This is a genomic window from Lewinellaceae bacterium, assembly GCA_020636135.1.
In the GTDB taxonomy this organism is placed as follows: domain Bacteria; phylum Bacteroidota; class Bacteroidia; order Chitinophagales; family Saprospiraceae; genus JAGQXC01.
Window position 1 is genome coordinate 3,086,116 of the sequence record JACJYK010000001.1, and the last position, 17,916, is coordinate 3,104,031.

The window sequence follows — 17,916 nt, forward strand, 5'->3', positions numbered from 1 at the left end:
TGAGAGCCATCCGGTGTTACTTGACTGATGAGAAATAAATCTGTTATCGATCCGGCCACCGTTCGGGTGGTGGTACTGGGCGCCTCGCCTAATCCATCGCGCATTTCATACGAAGCAACCCGTCGTTTGGCCCTTGAAGGGTATGATGTTATTCCGATCGGAGTTAAGGATGGCACCATCGAAGGCATTCCTATTCGCACGGACCAACCCAGGATTACGGATGTGCATACCCTGTCGCTGTACATCGGGCCTCAAAATCAGCCTCCGCTATACGATTACATCCTGGCATTACATCCGCAACGGATCATCTTCAACCCGGGTACAGAAAATACAGAATTAAAGTTGCTGGCCGAAGATGCCGGAATCGAAACCGAATATGCATGTAACCTGGTGCTGTTGGCTACCGATCAGTTTGTTTGAAGTCCTCTTTTATCAAGCTAAATCACAAGTCTTTAATCCAGTTCAGAGTTAAGGTGTTTGACACAGAATTTCTGATATTGTGATTGTGCAGCACCAACCAAGATGATTTTTATTCATCGAGATACCAATTTACCCCGGATCCTTTTCACAGGTTTATCCCTGATTCTATTGAGTTTTACTGCTTACCCGCAACGCATCATCCACGCCTGTCCGGGAGGATCGGTTGATCTTTCGACGGATATTCCAGGGATAGGCTACCAATGGTCCCCCGAGCAGGGCATCGCTTTCCCTTCGCTGTCTTCCACGACAGCGAAAGTGAACGCCACATCCATCTATGTATGCACCATCTATCAGGTCTTGGACAACCTCATCGTCAATCCCCATTTCAACCAGGGAAATCAGGGCTTTCTCAGCGACTATGCGTACAATCCTTCCGCTCAGTCCGGACGCTATTATCTGACCGACCAGCGGACTGACTCCTGGTGGAATGGCTTCAGCCCTTGTTTTGACCATACCACCGGGCGGGACAGTATGCTCCTGGTGGACGGGGCTTCTGTGCCGGATGCCCGGGTCTGGTGTCAGAACATCCGGGTGCAACCCAATACGACCTATGCATTCTCCTGCTGGATCCAGAACATCTGCACCTGCGGAGCTCCACCCCGACTCCAGTTTGCGATCAACGGCGTCAAACTTGGATCCGACTTTCTGGTCACGACGACCAATTGTCTGTGGACCCAGTTTTATGAACTTTGGAATTCCGGGAGTGATACCCTGGCTTCCATCTGCATCCTCAACCAAAACCTGAATCCGGATGGAAACGACTTCGCCCTCGATGACATAGGATTCCAGGCCATCCAAATTGCCTACGACACCATCCGGGTGATCACCGACGTTGCACTTCCCGTCGGCCATCAGACAGTCGGATTATGCCCGGGCTCTACCTTTAATTTTAATGGCCATGCCTACGATCAACCCGGATTTTATGCGGACACCCTGCGCGGCCTCCCCTCCTGCGACAGCATCGTGATGACATTGCTTGAGCCGGTCGATTTTGCGATTGATGCCGGCGATCCCCTGGAAATTGAAAATGGAACTTCCATACAGCTGTTGGTCGAGGCGCCTGACCTTTCCAATCTGCAATGGTCGTGGTCCCCTGCCGACCAGCTTTCCTGCGCCGACTGTCCCATCCCTGAAGCATCACCCGCCACCAGCACAACCTATCACGTAACGGTAACCGACCCAGCTACCGGATGCACGGCCATCGATGAAGTGAGGGTACGGGTCGTCCCCTGCCGCAAAATCTATTTCCCCAATGCATTTACTCCGAACGATGATGGAATCAACGACCTGTATGTTCCGATTACGGGAAGCTGTGTCAAGTCCATCAGAGTATTCCGGATCCTGGATCGCTGGGGCAACATCCTTTTTGAACTGGAAAATGTTTCCGGTAATCAGGAAGGATGGGATGGTACCTATCATGGTATGGCATCGCCGTCCGGTGTCTACATCTACCAGGCTTGGATCGAATTTGGCAATGGAACCACCTCCTGGCTGACCGGTGACGTAACGCTGGTGCGATGAAACCAATCGTGCCGGAATGCCCGGTAACGATTATTTTAGCATCACCTTTCTTTCAGATTCATTCGTTATGAAGCCTTTTTACAAAACCCTGCCTTTCCTTTTCCTGATCGTAATTCATCCTGCTTATTGGTTACATGCGCAGAATAGTCCGGCCTTTGCATTCGGAGATCTTTTGCCGGATGCTCCCGAACTGGCCGCACGCGACTCATTTGCGGTGGGGGTTCGCACGTTCACAATAATCCATCAGCAACAACAGGACATCCTGAACCGCAAGGATGGTGTCACACCAGTATACGACCGTCCCCTCGTCCTGGAAGTATGGTATCCCGCAGCTCCCGGCACCGATCCTGAGCAAATAGAGACCTATCAGCAAGTCCTGGGCAATCATGGTGATGAAACCAGGCCATTGATTCCTTTCTCTTTTACAGGACGTTGTGTACGCGATGCCGATCCCGACCGGGAACATGGTCCGTATCCTTTGGTTATTGTGTCTCACGGCTACACCGGTTCCCGTTATCTGATGTCCTACCTGACCGAGAATCTGGCTTCCAAAGGGTACGTGGTCGTCGCCATTGACCACACGGAATCGACCTTTCAGGATGCAGCAGCGTTTACCAGCACGTTATTGAATCGGCCGTTGGACCAACTGTTTACCCTGGATGAAATAGGGCGGCTTGCACAACCTAACAGTGGTCATTTCCTGGCTGGTTTGGTGGATGCGGATCACGCCGGATTGATCGGTTATTCCATGGGGGGCTATGGAGCGCTGAATACGACCGGAGCCGGCTTCAGCAGCCGGGCAGTCGGCTTGTTTAGCGGAATGGCCGCCGGAAGTGATGCCCTGGCCATGCGCGGAGCAGATTCTGAAGCGTACCAGAAATCCCAGGATCCACGCTTCAAAGCGGTCGTAGCCTTTGCACCATGGGGCATGAATGTAGGGGTTTGGGACTCGGCAGGCCTGGCAGGATTGCATCTGCCGACCTTCTTTGTAGCGGGCGACCAGGACGATGTTTCAGGATACGAACAAGGAACTAAAAAGATTTTTGATGGCGCCATCCACGCAGAAAGATACCTCCTCACTTATGTGAATGCCCGCCACAACGTAGCGCCCAATCCACCGCCGGTAGCAAGTATGCAGCCCGGATTGAACATCAACGAATACCTCCGGTATGCCGATTCGGTGTGGGACATGCGACGCATCAACAACATCAATCAGCATTTTGTCACGGCGTTCCTGGGATACTATCTGAAGGGAATACCCTACAAGGAATACCTGGATTTGAGTCCGGATGCCAATCTTGAGGTCTGGAAAGGTTTTAAGCCAAGGACCTCAATCGGATTGCGCTGGGAATATCAGCCAGCCAGGTAGTAACAGGAGGAATGGACTCAAATCAATGGACGACTAGCTCTTTGACGTCCTCCCGGGCAAGCCAGGGCCGGGCATCTTCGTGCTTGGTCGTAAATGTACATTGGTCAAAAGTGATCTGGTCCAGGTGGCGAACATAAAAAGCAAAGGCGGGCGTATTGCCAAATGAACTGCCCTCCGGGTACTTGCCATCGTATTCCTTCACCGGTTCATCCGCCTTCCGGATACCACCTGCCATTTCCAATTGCACCTTTTCAAAAGTGACGTTCTGAATGTTATGGCCTGGGATCCCGGTCAGGATAGATGGGTAAGATTGCGTGAAATCCGAGCCCCGGATGTTGCGGAAGGTTACATTGGATATAGACCCGATACGGGTCTCACGACCTGGAACAGAACGACGCCGGTCTGCCAGGATCATAAAGATCGCTTGACCGCAATGGGTGATTTCACAATCCCGGATCAGAATATCATCAATCAGTGCGCCATCCATACTCTCTATCGCAATAGCAGAATTTTGTAACGCATTTTTCAGAGTCAAATCTGATATTTCAAAATGGGCAAATCTGCCCAGGCCATCCGTACCAAACTTAAAACAATTGCCTGCCCGCACATTGAGCTTATCGATCAAGCAGTCTTTTACGGTGATTTGCTCACACCCGTATTCGCTTCCGCTCTTAAAACAAATGCCGTCATCTTCCGACTGAATGACACAATCTTCGATAAGTACCTGATGGCAATCCACGATATCTATGCCATCCCGATTCGGAGTGAGATTGCCGGTATGCACCGTGATCCCACGGATGGTAATACTATCCGATTCGATATACACCTGGGTCCAGCAAGCGGGATCGATCAGGGTTATGCCTTCTACGGTGATATTTTTACTACCCACAAAAGCCAGTATGGAGGGCCGGTCTTTTTCGGTACCGAGCGACTGTACGTGCATCCAGGGTTCAAAATCACCTTGCCCGTCGATGACGCCTTTACCGGTAATGGTGACATCCTCCACATGATTTCCGAAAAGCAGCCGTCGCTGACAGTCCTCGAGCATGCGATTCGGGTACCTTGTTTCAATTAACGTGTGCGGGTAGTCTGTCTCTTCGTCAGACTGGACACCCAAAATGGTCGCACCGGAGTCGATCTGGATGCGTATGTGGCTCCCCAAAATGAGCTGGCCGGTCAGATAATTACCGGGTGGAAAATGGACGGTTCCACCAGTGCCCCGGCAAGCATCGATGGCACGTTGTATGGCATCATGATCGTTGGTCTTACCATCTCCTGTAGCTCCAAATGCAGTGACGGAATATTCCTGTGGCCTATTTACACCCATCTGGCATTGCAGCATTGTCATCAGGATAAAACAGACCACTGGAAACCACCTCAGCCAGCGGATTATTTGCATGAACTGAATATTTGTAATCATTTGGTCATCAATGCTTTAAAGGAATGTGGTGCCAGATGAATGGTGAAAGCATATTGTTCCGGAGTGATGGTCCTTCCCCAAAATTTAACCTCTGGAATAACTGTCATTTCGATCGCAATCCGGTTGACCACATCAAGTAATTCATTGGGCTTTCGGGTCGTTATCAACCGGACATCCACCGGGTCATCCCGGAATGATTCCACCACCATGGTTTGGTTGTCGTAGGGGAACAAGGCAACCTGGGAAGGCCCCTGCAACCGGAAAGGCAACGCACGTGTCAGTGTTTCCCGGATGGCATTCAAGACCTCATCAGGAAGGTCATACATATCTCGGTAATTATCCGGTATGGTCAGCACATACAGGTTTCCGCCTCCATAGGACCCACGATGTAATAAAGGCCACCCCTGACCATTTCCCATGGCGGATATGACCTCCCAACTGTCATTGGTATAATATTCCAACTGTGGTATCAGTATCTCCTTGCTTCCGGGGATGGTCCTGAATCGCATCAGAAAATCCCGGACCATTGCTTTACGCCCGGTATAGGTAATGTCCACGATCCGGTCAAGGCCCCGGCCCCGGAGTGCATTTACCAATCCGGAAGTAATCACCACGTCTTCCCCGGACTGAAGCCGGCGGTCCATTTTGTCCAGGATATCAGGGTCCTTTGCTGCCTGTTCGGTTAATAAAACAATTCCTTCCGATTCGGGGAATTCCGGAACAATGTCGATTGGTAGACCGATCATTCCCAGATACGACTCAAGGAAGGCCTCACCATCGGCATGAAATGGCCGGTAACTCTTGATACCAATCGGGGTCCCTAATTGTCCAATAAATGGCTTTACGGCATCCAGGGCATGCTGGGCGGCGCTGGCCATCGACCTATCAATGGTTTCAAAGGTGGCATAATCAAAGCTGGTTTCCCGGTTGCTCCAGGGAGCGATCATCGATCGCCGCAAAGGACTTGCCATGGCTGAATATTCGAAAAGTGTCATTTCCGGAGCCTTGGCAAATAAAGTCAGCCACAATTGTTCTGCGTACCGGTCAAAGGTTACGCTACCATAGGTATCCACCCAGCCGCCGCCATTGTGGCCGGGTTTTAAATGTTCAAAATAACGGAATAGCTGGAATCCGAGATAGGGTTGCAAGTGCTGGTTACTGTTGACGGCATCCCGTGTTTCCGTGCCCGTATAAAGTCCGTCAAAAATCGCTGGCTCCGTCTCCAGGTTAAAGCCCAGTTCATGAAAATGCGCATACCAGTTGGGGTATTTCACCACAACCTTCACCTTGGGATTTATCTTTTTGGCTGGTCCAATTATGACGTTTTGGGCTACATCGGTCATCATCTGGAGGCGGTATTCATCCCAGGTCCGCTGTCCTTTTTTGCGGATGCATTCGTTGCATTTACAACTGGTAAAGAAAAAATCGTCCAGTATGATCTCATCGAATAATGACGCGCATCGCTCTATGATATCCTGAGCCATTTTCAGATGTTCCGGCCTGGAATAGCAAAATGTCTCGAAATTATTGCTTTCATCGATCGTGAAGGTGATACCTCCTGCCACTTCAAGGCCTTGATTTTTAAAAAAACTGATCAATTTCCGCATCTGATCCGCCTCAATAAAAAGCATGTCCCGGTGGATCTCCAGGTAAATTTTATCCACATGCATTTGCGACGCAATCGCCGACCAGGTTTGGTGCAGCCATGTGGAATCAGCCATTTTCTGTACCTCTGCGGCTCGCGTGTAAATTGAAACTTTGTAAGGCGTCTGAGTCTGTGCCGAAGTAACGATTAGGGCACACATGACCCAGGCAATATGAAGGTTCTTTTTCACAAATCGATCATTTGGTTCTCCCCTGAAAATACAATTTAACAGGCTATCTCAGAATCTAAATCTTGCAATAGACCCTTTAAATCAGAAGCCATCACGTACAATCCAAAAATCATTATCTTGGAGGAAAGCCTTTCTCGACTATGAAAAAAATATTCCTTCCTTGCTTATTCTGCCTGTATTTCACTTCCATATTTGCTCAAACCAAACTGCTTAGGCAACCTGCCATCAGTGACGACCACATAGCCTTCGTTTACGCCAACGATATCTGGATTGCCAATCGTGACGGCAGTGACCCACAAAGGCTTACCTCTTTCACCGGCCAGGAACTATACCCGCATTTTTCTCCGGATGGTCAGATAGTCGCATTCACCGGCGAATACGACGGTAATAAAGATGTTTACGTGGTGTCCATACATGGCGGTGAACCTATGCGGCTCACCTGGCACCCAGCGAATGACCTGGTACGAGGATGGACCCCGGATGGACAGTCGGTCCTTTTTGCGTCACCACGGGAAGGAGTACCATATCCTATGAACAAGCTGTTCACCATTTCACTGAAAGATCATTTCCCCCGTGCATTGCCCTTGGCCAGGGCGGATGAAGGCAATTATAACGCCGATGGAAATCGACTGGTGTTCCGGAAATTCGAAGGATGGGAAACCGAATTCAGAAATTACAAAGGGGGGCAGAACGTCCCCATCTTCATCGCCAATCTTGCGGAAAAGACAGTCACTACCCTACCCAATGACAATACCACCGACCGGAATCCGGTGTGGATCCAGGAAAATGTTTATTTTCTATCCGACCGTGATCATGCTTCCAACGTCTGGGCTTACAACACCACCAATGGTGATCTCACCCAGCGCACTCACTTTAAGGAGTACGACTGTAAAAACCTCAGTGCCGGCGACGGTATGCTCATCTTTGAGAATGGCGGTGAATTGTATACTTTGAATCCTGCATCCGATCAGGAGCCTGTAAAACTGAATATCACCGTCGATGGTGATTTTCCCTGGGTCAGACCACATTGGGAAGATGTATCCGGCGAAATCCAGAGTGTTTCTTTGTCTGCCACCGGCAAACGGGCATTGTTTGGGGCCCGCGGGGACATTTTTACGGTACCAGCAGAGAATGGACCCATCCGGAACCTGACCAACAGTCCCGGAGCAGCCGACCGCGATCCGGCCTGGTCACCTGATGGCAAATGGATTTCCTGGTTCAGCGATGAGGATGGCGAGTATCAGCTGTACCTGATGGATCAGTTCGGTGGTAATAAACGGAAGATAAAGCTGGAATCGCCGACCTTCTATTATACCCCGGCCTGGTCACCGGATAGTAAGTATATAAGCTTCGCTGACGCTAACCGCACATTGTGGGTCACCGATGTGGCGGCCGGAAAGACAACCCAGATCGACAACGAAGGATTTGCACACCCGGTTCGGACCATCTATCCGGAATGGTCGCCAGACAGCAAATGGATTGCCTACACCAAGCGTCTTACCAGTGAGTACGACGCAATCTTTGTTTATTCCCTGGAGCAGAAAAAATCGTATCCGATTACCGATGGCATGGCGGATTGTACCAGCCCTGCCTGGGATGCCAGCGGAAAATACCTCTATCTGCTGGCCAGCACCAATTATGCGCTTAACGTAGGCTGGCTGGATATGTCATCCGCAGAACGCACCATCCGTAATGGGGTCTATGCAGTCGTACTACGCAAAGATGCATCTTCTCCCATCGCTCCAAAAAGCGATGATGAATCCTCCGGTGATGCAAAAATGAAGGAAGACACCGGTAAGGTGGTTCAAATTGACTTTGAAGATATCGGCAGACGCATTATTGCATTGGACATTCCTGTCCGGGCTTACCAGTCCATCGTGGCAGGGCCAGAGGAGAAGTTTTTCCTGCTCAGACAGAATGATGATGCTCCCGGTTACAGTCTGTTGCAATACGACCTTGAAAAACAGAAGCTGGAGGAATGGCAGGATGGCGTACAGAACATCTACCTGTCAAGTGATCACAAAAAAGTAATGATCCAGTCCAACGCGGGTTATGCATTGGTAGACGCCGGAGCGAAACCGTCACCAGGTAGCGGCGCATTGTCCACGAAAGGTATGCAAATGTATATCGACCCTGTCCGTGAGTGGGAACAGATGTTTCACGAAGCCTGGCGCTTTCAGCGAGACTATTTTTATGTACGGAATGTCCATGGCCTGGATCTGGACTGGGCCTATCGGGCCTACGCGCCACTGGTAAAATATGCGCGGCATCGCAGCGACCTGACGTATCTCCTGGACATCCTCGGAGGTGAGACTTCGGTTGGCCACTCCTTTACCGGAGGCGGAGAATATCCGTCTATTGACCGGGTGCCTGTCGGCATGCTGGGGGCTGATTTCGCCATCGAAAATGGCCGCTACCGCATCAAAAAGATTTACAACGGGGAAAGCTGGAACCCGGGTGTTGCCGCTCCCCTGGCTGGGCCGGGCATCGATGCACATCCGGGAGACTACCTTATTGCTGTCAACGGCCAGGACATAACCAGTGACCGGAACCTGTACAGCTATTTTGATTTTACGGCAGGTAAACAGATCCGGTTGCTGGTCAATGACCGCCCTGTACAGGAAGGAGCCCGTCTGCTGAATATTACCCCGGTGTCCAGTGAATATGCTCTGCGTCAGGTAGACTGGATCGAATCCAACCGGCGGAAGGTGGATGCCTGGAGTGATCACCAATTGGCTTACCTATGGCTGCCCAACACGGCCAATGGGGGTTACAATAATTTTAACCGCTATTATTTCGCCCAGAAAGAAAAGGCGGGAGCCATCATTGACGAGCGATACAATCAGGGAGGTTCTGCGGCCGACTACATTGTTGACCTCCTTGACCGGTCGTTGATGGGTTATTTCAGCAACCCGATCGGAGATAAACAGCCCTTCACCAGTCCCGGTGCAGGCATATGGGGACCAAAGGTCATGATCATCAACGAGTCGGCCGGGTCCGGTGGAGACTACTTACCTTACATGTTCAAAAAAAGGAAGGTAGGTACATTGGTAGGAACACGGACGTGGGGAGGCCTGGTCGGAATATGGGATGTGCCAAATCTGGTTGATGGAGGTTATATGACTGCACCCCGTGGCGGATTCTTTAATACCGATGGTGAATGGGATGTTGAAAATAAAGGTATAACACCTGATGTGGAAGTCGTTGAAGATGCATTTACCGGAGAGGACATCCAATTGAAACGAGCTGTGGAAGTTGGGATGGATAAGTTAAAGACCGAGCGGGTCAAACTGCTCCCACAACCCAAAGATCCGGTGAGAGTTAGCCGTCCAAAATCAAATTAAAGGATTAATTTATCTTTTTATTGAGTTCAATTTTTAACAAAGAGGCATTCCGGGTCCTGTTCCATAACGCCATTCCACATAATACGGCCGTTCTTGAAAGGACAGGAATGTTCATATCATTAACCAGTTGCCTTGATGCCATCCAGTCCTGATTGAGGTTCAGAGGTGTATTATTCTATAATCATTGCTAACAAAAGAGGATTATCAGCACCAGGTTGACTCCTTATCAAGCAAATTCAGTTTTGGTATGTGATCCGGATCACTAACGTCCACCCATTTAAATCATTCCTTGTGTCAATAGATCTGGCAATTTTTACAAAAAAGATATAAATATCTTTTTTTATTGCATGCTGAAACAAATTATAGTCATTGGGTGGATTTTGGTTATTTGCCTGCACACAGGGAAAGAAACCCTGATTTACAGTTGGTATTCCTTTGCCAATCCATCTTTTGAACGGCTGTTTTGCTCCAATTTAGACCGTCCGGAACTGCAATGCCACGGTAAGTGCCATCTGCAAAAAATGGTGCAACCGAACACGGATCCGTCACCTGCACCCATGCCGGCATTTCCCGAATTAAAAGATTTACAGTTTCCTTACGCCTTCTTTTATGGTTCTCCCTGGAGAACTTTCAACCATAACTATAAAAATTTCCAGCCGTATACCGGACCTACCCTACTGGTTGAAAACCTGAACAGTGCCTTGGTCTTCCGACCTCCTGAAAGTCAGGTAGCCTGATTCGGGCGATATCCTGATCTGGGATCATTGCCCGTGGACTTTCACACATTTTCAACCTTTAATTTGAATCGAAATGAAGCGACATCTCATGTTGGCCGTGAGCTTTTTGATGCCCTGGGTTCTGACTGCTCAGTGGCAAATTACCGGCACAATCTATGACCGGGAAACACATACCGGCATTCCTTTTGCGCTGATCGTTGCCTCAGACGCCCTAACCACCTCAGGTACAGAAGGTACATTCAGCCTCACTCTATCTTCACCAGACAGTACCGATCTGATCATCAGTCAGCTCGGCTATGAAACTATTGTGTTTAAAGCCGCACCAGGAGGATTACCTATTGCGATTACCTTACAATCCAAACCTCTGCAAATTGAGGAAATTATTGTCGCCGGAACTCCGCGATACAGCCATCCCCAATCCGATGTAATTTCTGACCCGGGACATCAGACGACCCAACCGCGGGACCTCGGTGACTTGTTCAAAAGTATCCCTGGATTTAGCGTTGTAAAGCGTGGTGGATATGCCCTGGATCCTGTCTTTCGCGGGTTTAAGTACGAACAGCTCAACATCATCTACGACGGTGGCCTGCAAACAACAAATGCATGTCCGGCACGTATGGATCCTGCTACGACGCATGTAAGTCCCAATGAGGTATCCAAGATTGAGGTTTTAAAAGGTCCGTTTAATGTCCGTTACGGAGCAGCGACCGGAGCGACCATCAATATTGTCACTGAAAACTGGGAATCCGGTCACACCGGAATCGGTGGTTATGTTGAAGGTGGTTATGAGACCAATGGCCAGGGCAAGTTCACCCAGTTTCAATTACAGCAAAACAAAACCCTGGATTGGCTGCTCAGCGCCAGCTGGAAGGATTATGGCAATTATCACAGTGGTGACGGAACAGTGGTACCCAGCTCCTTTCACGCACTGGATTACAGCGCCAAATTAGGATATGATCTCACTCCCGATCAGCGTATTCAGGTTAACTGGCGGCAAGCTGCGGCCCGCGACATACTGCATGCCGGCCTCTCTATGGACAGTGATTTGGATGATACGTACATTCTGAGTCTCGACTACCGGTGGAAGAACATAACTCCGCGGGTAACCGCACTTGCCGCCAAAGTGTTCGGCAGCCAGGTAAACCATGTCATGTCCAATACCCGCCGGCCCAACTTCAGGATGATGGAAGCCATCGCCGAAGTAATGGCGTCCAATTACGGGGGGCGACTCGAGGCTACGATCAATCCGGGCAAAAAGACTATGATCAATACCGGCCTGGACTGGCGTGCACTCCACCGTGATGGAGACCGCAACCGGTTGGTAAAGCGAAATATGATGACCGGCGAACTCCTGCCGACCCCGGTATCTTTCACCGATGCAATCTGGCAAGATAGCTATCTCGATAATTATGGAATCTTCGCCGAAAGCCGGCATTACCTTAATACCCGATGGACTGCGACGGCAGGACTACGACTGGATGCCGTTCATTCGGTTGCCCGCGAACCTGCCAGGGAGATCCTGGAGCTGTACGGTGATGGTACCAGATCCAATGAATTGAATATCAGCGGTACCTTGTCCGCACTATACGAGCCAGCCGAAGGTTGGCAATTCCAGCTGGCGGCAGGGCGTGGCGTACGTACCGCCAATCTGATCGAACGTTACATTGACCATTTTACGATCGGTATGGATGCTTATGAATATGTTGGCAACCCCAACCTTAAACCGGAAGCAAACCATCAGATCGAATTGGGCCTGAAGCGGCAAACCAACCGCTTGATGTTCGAAGCAAATATCTTCGGCGCCCTGATCACCAATTACATCTCTGCCGTCGTTGATCCTTCCCTACCCCGAAAGTTTGCCGGATCGTTGCCCTATTCACGACGGTTCGTCAATCTGAAAAAGGTACTTCAATCGGGGTTTGAGTTCCAAACATCCCTGGCGCTTACTCATACGATGTCTCTGATATGGAGTGGTTCCTATACCCGGGCGGAAAACCTGGAGCTGCAGGTGCCTGTAGCAGAGATCCCTCCTCTGGAGTCGACCATCGGTGCCCGCTATGAGGTTCCGGATTGGTGGGCCGAAGGAAGTATCCGGATGGTTGCCGTTCAGAATCGTATTGCCACAGATTTTGATGAAACAGCTACACCCGGGTTTCAGGTTGTGGATCTGCGTGCCGGTTGGAAACCCTTTTCTTCCTTGTCAATAGGGGTCGGCATCCTGAACCTTTTTAATATGCAATACCGGGAACACCTGAACCGGTTGTACCGCAATGCTCCGGAGAGCATTTTCATTTATGAACCGGGAAGAAACGTCACAGCCTTTGTGAAATACCGGTTTTAACCATTAAATCCGTCACCCGGTGAACCAAATGATCACCGGGTGATGTCTTTTGAGGAATGTCCGTATATTAATCCAGTACAAACAACAAATACATGAAAAAGCGGACCTTCCTGAAGAGCCTTGCCGGCAGTACCTTGTTTTCCACTTCACTCTATCGGACACTCGAACCTTATTTACTCGGACTGGAGGGAATGTCTCCTGCTGAAGTTGCGGAACAGGAAGATTTCTGGCTGGCAATACGCAGGTCTTACCGGCTTAAACCGGACTATATCAACCTGGAAAACGGGTATTATTGCCTGATGCCCCAGGACATCGAAACCCGCTATATCGATCACCTGCGCACCATGAACTACCAGGCTTCCTACTACATGCGGACTGTCCAATGGGACAATAAAAAAGCTGTCGCCGATAGGCTGGCTGATTTGATCGGTGCAGACCACGGTGAAGTCATTGTGACCAGGAACACGACGGAGTCCCTGGACACTGTCATAGCCGGCAAACACTGGGAGGCGGGTGATGAAGCCATTATGGCAGAGCAGGACTACGGCGCCATGGTCAATCAGTTCCGGTTGATGGCCGATCGCTATGGCATCGTCAATAAGATCCTCTCGGTGCCCAACCATCCAAAAGATGATGATGAAATCGTCAATTTGTATGCATCGGCGATCACGCCCCGGACTAAGTTATTAATGGTCTGCCATATGGTCAATATCACCGGACAGATCCTTCCGATCCGGAAGATCTGCGATATGGCGCACAGCAAAGGTGTTGAAGTGATGGTTGACGGAGCACATGTGATAGGTCAGTTCCCATTCAATATCAAGGATCTCGATTGTGATTATTACGGGAGTAGTCTCCATAAATGGCTGAGCTGTCCATTAGGCACCGGGTTGTTGTACGTAAAAAAAGAAAAGATAGCCGGCTTGTGGCCTATCTATGGCGATTACGGGCCGGACAAGGACAACATTGCCCGGTTGAATCATACCGGTACCCATCCATGTCACTCCGATCTTGCGATCCAGGACGCCATCGATTATTATGAGATGATCGGCCCCCAGCGTAAAGAGGCCCGGATGCGATACCTCCAAAATTACTGGACCTCACAGGTTAGGGATCTACCCCATGTTGTGGTGAACACCCCGGCGGACCCGGCACGGTCATGCGGTATAGCCAATGTTGGCGTGACCACCATGACACCTCATGAAATGGCCGACACCTTATTAAAAAAATATCGCATCTGGACGGTTGCCATCGATGGGCAAGGTGTACAGGGCTGCCGCATTTGTCCCAATGTTTATACCACCAAAGATGAGCTGGATGTCTTTGTAAGGGCCATTAAGGAGATGGCGTAGGGTCTTGGACACTCTTAAGTCGGTCAGCATGGAGCATGGGGCATGGAGTTTGGGGCATGGAGTAGAAAGCGTAGCGTAAAAAGACGACAACCCATCTCAAAACCCCACGGCTTTAGCCTGGAGACGACCAGGCAAAAAGATCTGGACTCCAGCCCGGCCATGGATTGAGGTGGGGAGAAGGAAACAGAAAAAGCAATAAACAATCAGAACAGCCCGTTATTCAATAGATATAAAATATTATTCTTACTTATCAGGATCATTCAAGATTTTATAAGGAATTTCTATTGTTTATCACAATTATTTAAACTATCTTCCCATACGCTCATTTTCCCGTAATTATTTATTGTTCCAATCTCTAATCTGTTGACTATGAAAAACTTTCTGTCGAAACCTGCGCCTGTTGAAACCATTACCGGTTTGCCGGCCGATTCCGTGACAAAATACATGGCCACCAACCTGATCACCTTTAAACCGGAAACCGATATCATGGAGGCCATCAATACCTTACTGGATAAACGCATCACCGGAGCGCCGGTCCTTAATCAACGGAATGAAGTGGTGGGAATGATCGATGACAAAGACTGTCTGCACATCCTTGTGGATAGCGTATACCACAATCAGCCCGTACACAAACATACCGTTGGCGACTATATGACCGATGTGATGCGGAAAATAACCGACGATGCGGACATAGTCGATGCCGCCAATATCTTTCTGAGCACAAAATTCAAACGACTCATCGTTACCGACAAGGCTGGAAGGCTGAAAGGACAGATCAGTCGCCGCGATATCCTCCGTGCCATCAAGGATCTGGACGGATCCACCTGGTTTGACAAAACGAGGTAATCAAAACTCACGTACTATCGATGTCTGATTGGATTCAGGCCACGACTTCAAAGGCCTGTTTGCCGTACCGCTTTCCATTGACCTGAATTTCGAGAAAGTGGGTGCCGGGATAATGAGTCCTGGTGGTGAAATCGACAAATTGCTTCCGCCGGGTGTATCTTTTTGTTTCAAGCGGTCCAAATTCTTCCTTAGCCAGCCGGAAAACCTTGGTACTGTGTTTTGCATTGGCTTTCAGGTAATGGATCACATATTCGATAACCAGGGAAGCCGGTTCTTTTTCCCGGGAAAAGACTTCCACCTCAAATACAAGATAGTCTCCCTTCCGCACTTCTGTTTTACAGGTAAGAATTCCTGCACCGGCGGAAACATCATGGTCAACCCCAAGTGCTGCCAGGGCAGCCGGGTTGCCCGCTTTGATCAGGCCCCGCAAGGCGTGCGAGCAGAGAGCCCGGGCCGTCTCACCTATTTCATACATCCAGCGATTGCAGACCTCTATAACCCGCTGGGGATGATCCTTTGCGATGTCGTTCAAATTATTGGCTACCGACCGGCGTACATATTCAGAAGGATCCGCTCGCAGCATTTCCAATAACTCGAGTACGGGTTCAGGGTTCTTCTGAAATTCCGGCAGGCGCATAGCCCACGGCAGTCTGGGACGTGTTCCTTCCGAAACCAACCTGCGGACATGTTCGTTTGGATCACTGGCCCACTGAGCCAATAGCTGAAGGGTCCGCTCCGGATAGCTGAGTATAAAGGGCCGGATGGCAAACTCGGACGTAAAGCGCTGGGTGATTTCGTACAATGCCTGCATGGACAGGTCAAAATGATCCATCCCATATCCGGCTACATAAAGACTGTGGGGCATAAAATAAAATCCACTCATCCCGGATTTAGATCCTTCCATATCTGCCTGCTGCAGGGAACGAACCAGTATATCCAGTGCCTTCGGATAGGCCGGTGGCAGACACTGGTATAAATGGCTTGCAATCAATCCCGCCCGCTCTTTAAGCTCCAGATCCGGCAGTGTTTTGGCAATCTGATCTACAAAATCCTTTACTGGAAATGGCTTCCAGACCTTCTGAACGTCGTGAGCTATTCGCTGTACCAGTGGGATATCAAAGAAATCTTTCAGCTTGTAATTTTCTGCCATAATCAGTCCAGCGGATTCCTGTCCGGTATTTTGAAAATCAAGTTCGGTGCAAGGTAGAAAATGCTTGAAATAGTGCGTAACCCATCAGGTTCCCGGCTGGTTAAATCCAGGAGGAATAACGACTAATAAAAGATCAACCTATTGGTAAGCCTGGTTATTCCACCGTCACGTATGCATAAGAAATAGACCCCCGGATGTTGTATCCGGAAATGATATTGGTTTTGCCCGGCAGACACATCTCCGGTCCAGATTATTTTACCGGACAGGTCGGTCAGATTCCCCTGCAACACCGGACCTGGATTGTTGATACTAACCTGCTGTCCCAGCCGGGCAGGATTCGGATAAACCCTGATGTTGCCTGGAATAAAATCTCCTTTGCGTGACGAGGTGCTACCAACGGTAATTGCCTGTAACAGTTGCCATAATTCATTGTCAAAAGGTGACAATGCCAGCAATGCTTCCGGCACCGCTTTATTTCCCTGCCTTACCACCACCAGATCTTCACTGGGCACGACATAGATCTTCTGATCATCCTTACCTAAAGCGGCGTAAAGGTCAGACGGAGCGTCGGGAATGATAGACCCCGGCCAGGAAAAACCAAATCCGGGCAATATATACGAATCGTAACCATTGAGCCACCACAAATAACCGTAGGAAGGATTGAGTGATTGGGAAGAATGCGTCATATCATGGAAGTATTCCGGATCATCCAGGATGGTTTTTCCTGCCCATCGCCCATCGCTCAGGGCAAACAACCCAAACCGCGCCATATCCCTGGCCGTACCCCAACGTACGTAATCCACCCACAAACCTCCCATACCAATCTGGTTCCCCAAAAGGGTATTCGTCACCTGGTTAATATTCATCTTACTGGATTTTGCCAGGACGTCTTCCAACAACCGATAGGGCGCATTGTAGTAGAACCAGCGTGTTCCGGCATCTGCACGGTAGTCCAGACATTCGGGGTCCAGGCAGTTCTGGTCATCGACCAGGTCATCCAGGCCGGTAGTCATAGTCAGTTGATGACGGATGGTGATCAAGTCTTCTTTATCCGGAGGTGTACTGGTCCATCCTTTACCCAGGATGTCGGAGGTTTTTTGGTGGATGTCTAACCACTTCTTTTGCTGGGCTATTCCTATTAGGCTGGCCGTAAGACTTTTCCCTGCCGAAGCCCAGTACCACCATTTTTCAGGGCCAAAATCATCAGCATACCACTCGATCACGATACGTCCCTGGTAGAGCACCATAAAGGATTTGCTGTTGTGCTCATCTAAAAATTGGAACAGGCTGTCATAGAGCGCCGTGTTCCAGCCTAATGAAGCACCGTCCATCGTTTCCCAATCATCTCCGGTAGTGGGCGGATAATAATAATTTTGCGCAAAGGAACTTCCGGATAACAGTAATAACCACAGCCATATTGAACGGAACATGCCAAGCAGATTTTCTTTTAGACTGGAGTATCCAGGTAAGGTTTAATCCCACTCAAACCTATTCGTTACCGGAGACTATGATATTACCGGA

The 17,916-nt window shown here is 49.6% G+C and carries 12 protein-coding genes; 8 read left to right on the plus strand and 4 right to left on the minus strand.

Annotated features, from left to right (window positions below; all coding sequences use genetic code 11):
• Positions 1-27: 27 nt before the first annotated feature.
• The 3 genes from H6570_11830 (at position 28) to H6570_11840 (ending at position 3,370) form a co-directional block, all read left to right on the plus strand.
• On the plus strand, positions 28-420 hold the full coding sequence (locus H6570_11830; protein ID MCB9319967.1) for a CoA-binding protein: 393 nt from the start codon (positions 28-30) through the stop codon (positions 418-420).
• A gap of 102 nt (positions 421-522) precedes the next feature.
• A complete protein-coding gene (locus H6570_11835) occupies positions 523-2,001 on the plus strand; it encodes a T9SS type B sorting domain-containing protein (protein MCB9319968.1) in 1,479 nt (492 codons plus the stop codon).
• A 67-nt stretch (positions 2,002-2,068) separates the two neighbouring features.
• On the plus strand, positions 2,069-3,370 hold the full coding sequence (locus tag H6570_11840; GenBank protein MCB9319969.1) for a dienelactone hydrolase: 1,302 nt from the start codon (positions 2,069-2,071) through the stop codon (positions 3,368-3,370).
• Between the two features lie 22 nt (positions 3,371-3,392).
• On the opposite strand, the gene H6570_11845 is transcribed toward H6570_11840, so the two are convergent.
• Together H6570_11845 and H6570_11850 are read right to left on the minus strand one after the other, a co-directional pair.
• Positions 3,393-4,769: a right-handed parallel beta-helix repeat-containing protein gene (locus H6570_11845; protein MCB9319970.1), complete on the minus strand. Its 1,377-nt coding sequence runs from the start codon at positions 4,767-4,769 to the stop codon at positions 3,393-3,395.
• A gap of 17 nt (positions 4,770-4,786) precedes the next feature.
• A complete protein-coding gene (locus H6570_11850; protein ID MCB9319971.1) occupies positions 4,787-6,595 on the minus strand; it encodes a hypothetical protein in 1,809 nt (602 codons plus the stop codon).
• 170 nt (positions 6,596-6,765) lie between these two features.
• Here H6570_11850 and H6570_11855 point away from each other — a divergent pair, with 170 nt between their 5' ends.
• The 5 genes from H6570_11855 (at position 6,766) to H6570_11875 (ending at position 15,245) form a co-directional block, all read left to right on the plus strand.
• The gene (locus H6570_11855; GenBank protein ID MCB9319972.1) at positions 6,766-9,969 is read left to right on the plus strand and encodes a PD40 domain-containing protein; all 3,204 of its coding nucleotides are present in this window, start codon (positions 6,766-6,768) and stop codon (positions 9,967-9,969) included.
• A 521-nt stretch (positions 9,970-10,490) separates the two neighbouring features.
• Positions 10,491-10,706 (plus strand): hypothetical protein, encoded by a 216-nt coding sequence (locus H6570_11860; protein ID MCB9319973.1) that lies wholly within the window; start codon positions 10,491-10,493, stop codon positions 10,704-10,706.
• Between the two features lie 73 nt (positions 10,707-10,779).
• On the plus strand, positions 10,780-13,047 hold the full coding sequence (locus tag H6570_11865) for a TonB-dependent receptor (GenBank protein MCB9319974.1): 2,268 nt from the start codon (positions 10,780-10,782) through the stop codon (positions 13,045-13,047).
• 92 nt (positions 13,048-13,139) lie between these two features.
• Positions 13,140-14,399, plus strand: coding sequence for an aminotransferase class V-fold PLP-dependent enzyme (locus H6570_11870; GenBank protein MCB9319975.1), 1,260 nt, complete (start codon positions 13,140-13,142; stop codon positions 14,397-14,399).
• Between the two features lie 369 nt (positions 14,400-14,768).
• Positions 14,769-15,245 (plus strand): CBS domain-containing protein, encoded by a 477-nt coding sequence (locus tag H6570_11875; protein MCB9319976.1) that lies wholly within the window; start codon positions 14,769-14,771, stop codon positions 15,243-15,245.
• Between the two features lie 34 nt (positions 15,246-15,279).
• Here the strand turns inward: H6570_11875 and H6570_11880 are convergent, their stop codons facing one another.
• Both H6570_11880 and H6570_11885 read right to left on the minus strand, forming a co-directional pair.
• Positions 15,280-16,395 (minus strand): DNA alkylation repair protein, encoded by a 1,116-nt coding sequence (locus H6570_11880; GenBank protein MCB9319977.1) that lies wholly within the window; start codon positions 16,393-16,395, stop codon positions 15,280-15,282.
• A gap of 122 nt (positions 16,396-16,517) precedes the next feature.
• Complete coding sequence (locus tag H6570_11885; GenBank protein ID MCB9319978.1) at positions 16,518-17,825, minus strand: serine hydrolase; 1,308 nt, start codon at positions 17,823-17,825, stop codon at positions 16,518-16,520.
• Positions 17,826-17,916: the final 91 nt, after the last annotated feature.

What these genes read in the sequence shown, in the direction of transcription:
- H6570_11830 (MCB9319967.1), top strand. Translation starts at nt 28, where the DNA reads ATGAGAAATAAATCTGTTATCGATCCGGCCACCGTTCGGGTGGTGGTA.
- H6570_11880 (MCB9319977.1), bottom strand. Translation starts at nt 16,395, where the DNA reads ATGGCAGAAAATTACAAGCTGAAAGATTTCTTTGATATCCCACTGGTA.
- H6570_11840 (MCB9319969.1), top strand. Translation starts at nt 2,069, where the DNA reads ATGAAGCCTTTTTACAAAACCCTGCCTTTCCTTTTCCTGATCGTAATT.
- H6570_11855 (MCB9319972.1), top strand. Translation starts at nt 6,766, where the DNA reads ATGAAAAAAATATTCCTTCCTTGCTTATTCTGCCTGTATTTCACTTCC.
- H6570_11885 (MCB9319978.1), bottom strand. Translation starts at nt 17,825, where the DNA reads ATGTTCCGTTCAATATGGCTGTGGTTATTACTGTTATCCGGAAGTTCC.
- H6570_11875 (MCB9319976.1), top strand. Translation starts at nt 14,769, where the DNA reads ATGAAAAACTTTCTGTCGAAACCTGCGCCTGTTGAAACCATTACCGGT.
- H6570_11860 (MCB9319973.1), top strand. Translation starts at nt 10,491, where the DNA reads ATGGTGCAACCGAACACGGATCCGTCACCTGCACCCATGCCGGCATTT.
- H6570_11850 (MCB9319971.1), bottom strand. Translation starts at nt 6,595, where the DNA reads ATGTGTGCCCTAATCGTTACTTCGGCACAGACTCAGACGCCTTACAAA.
- H6570_11845 (MCB9319970.1), bottom strand. Translation starts at nt 4,769, where the DNA reads ATGCAAATAATCCGCTGGCTGAGGTGGTTTCCAGTGGTCTGTTTTATC.
- H6570_11835 (MCB9319968.1), top strand. Translation starts at nt 523, where the DNA reads ATGATTTTTATTCATCGAGATACCAATTTACCCCGGATCCTTTTCACA.
- H6570_11865 (MCB9319974.1), top strand. Translation starts at nt 10,780, where the DNA reads ATGAAGCGACATCTCATGTTGGCCGTGAGCTTTTTGATGCCCTGGGTT.
- H6570_11870 (MCB9319975.1), top strand. Translation starts at nt 13,140, where the DNA reads ATGAAAAAGCGGACCTTCCTGAAGAGCCTTGCCGGCAGTACCTTGTTT.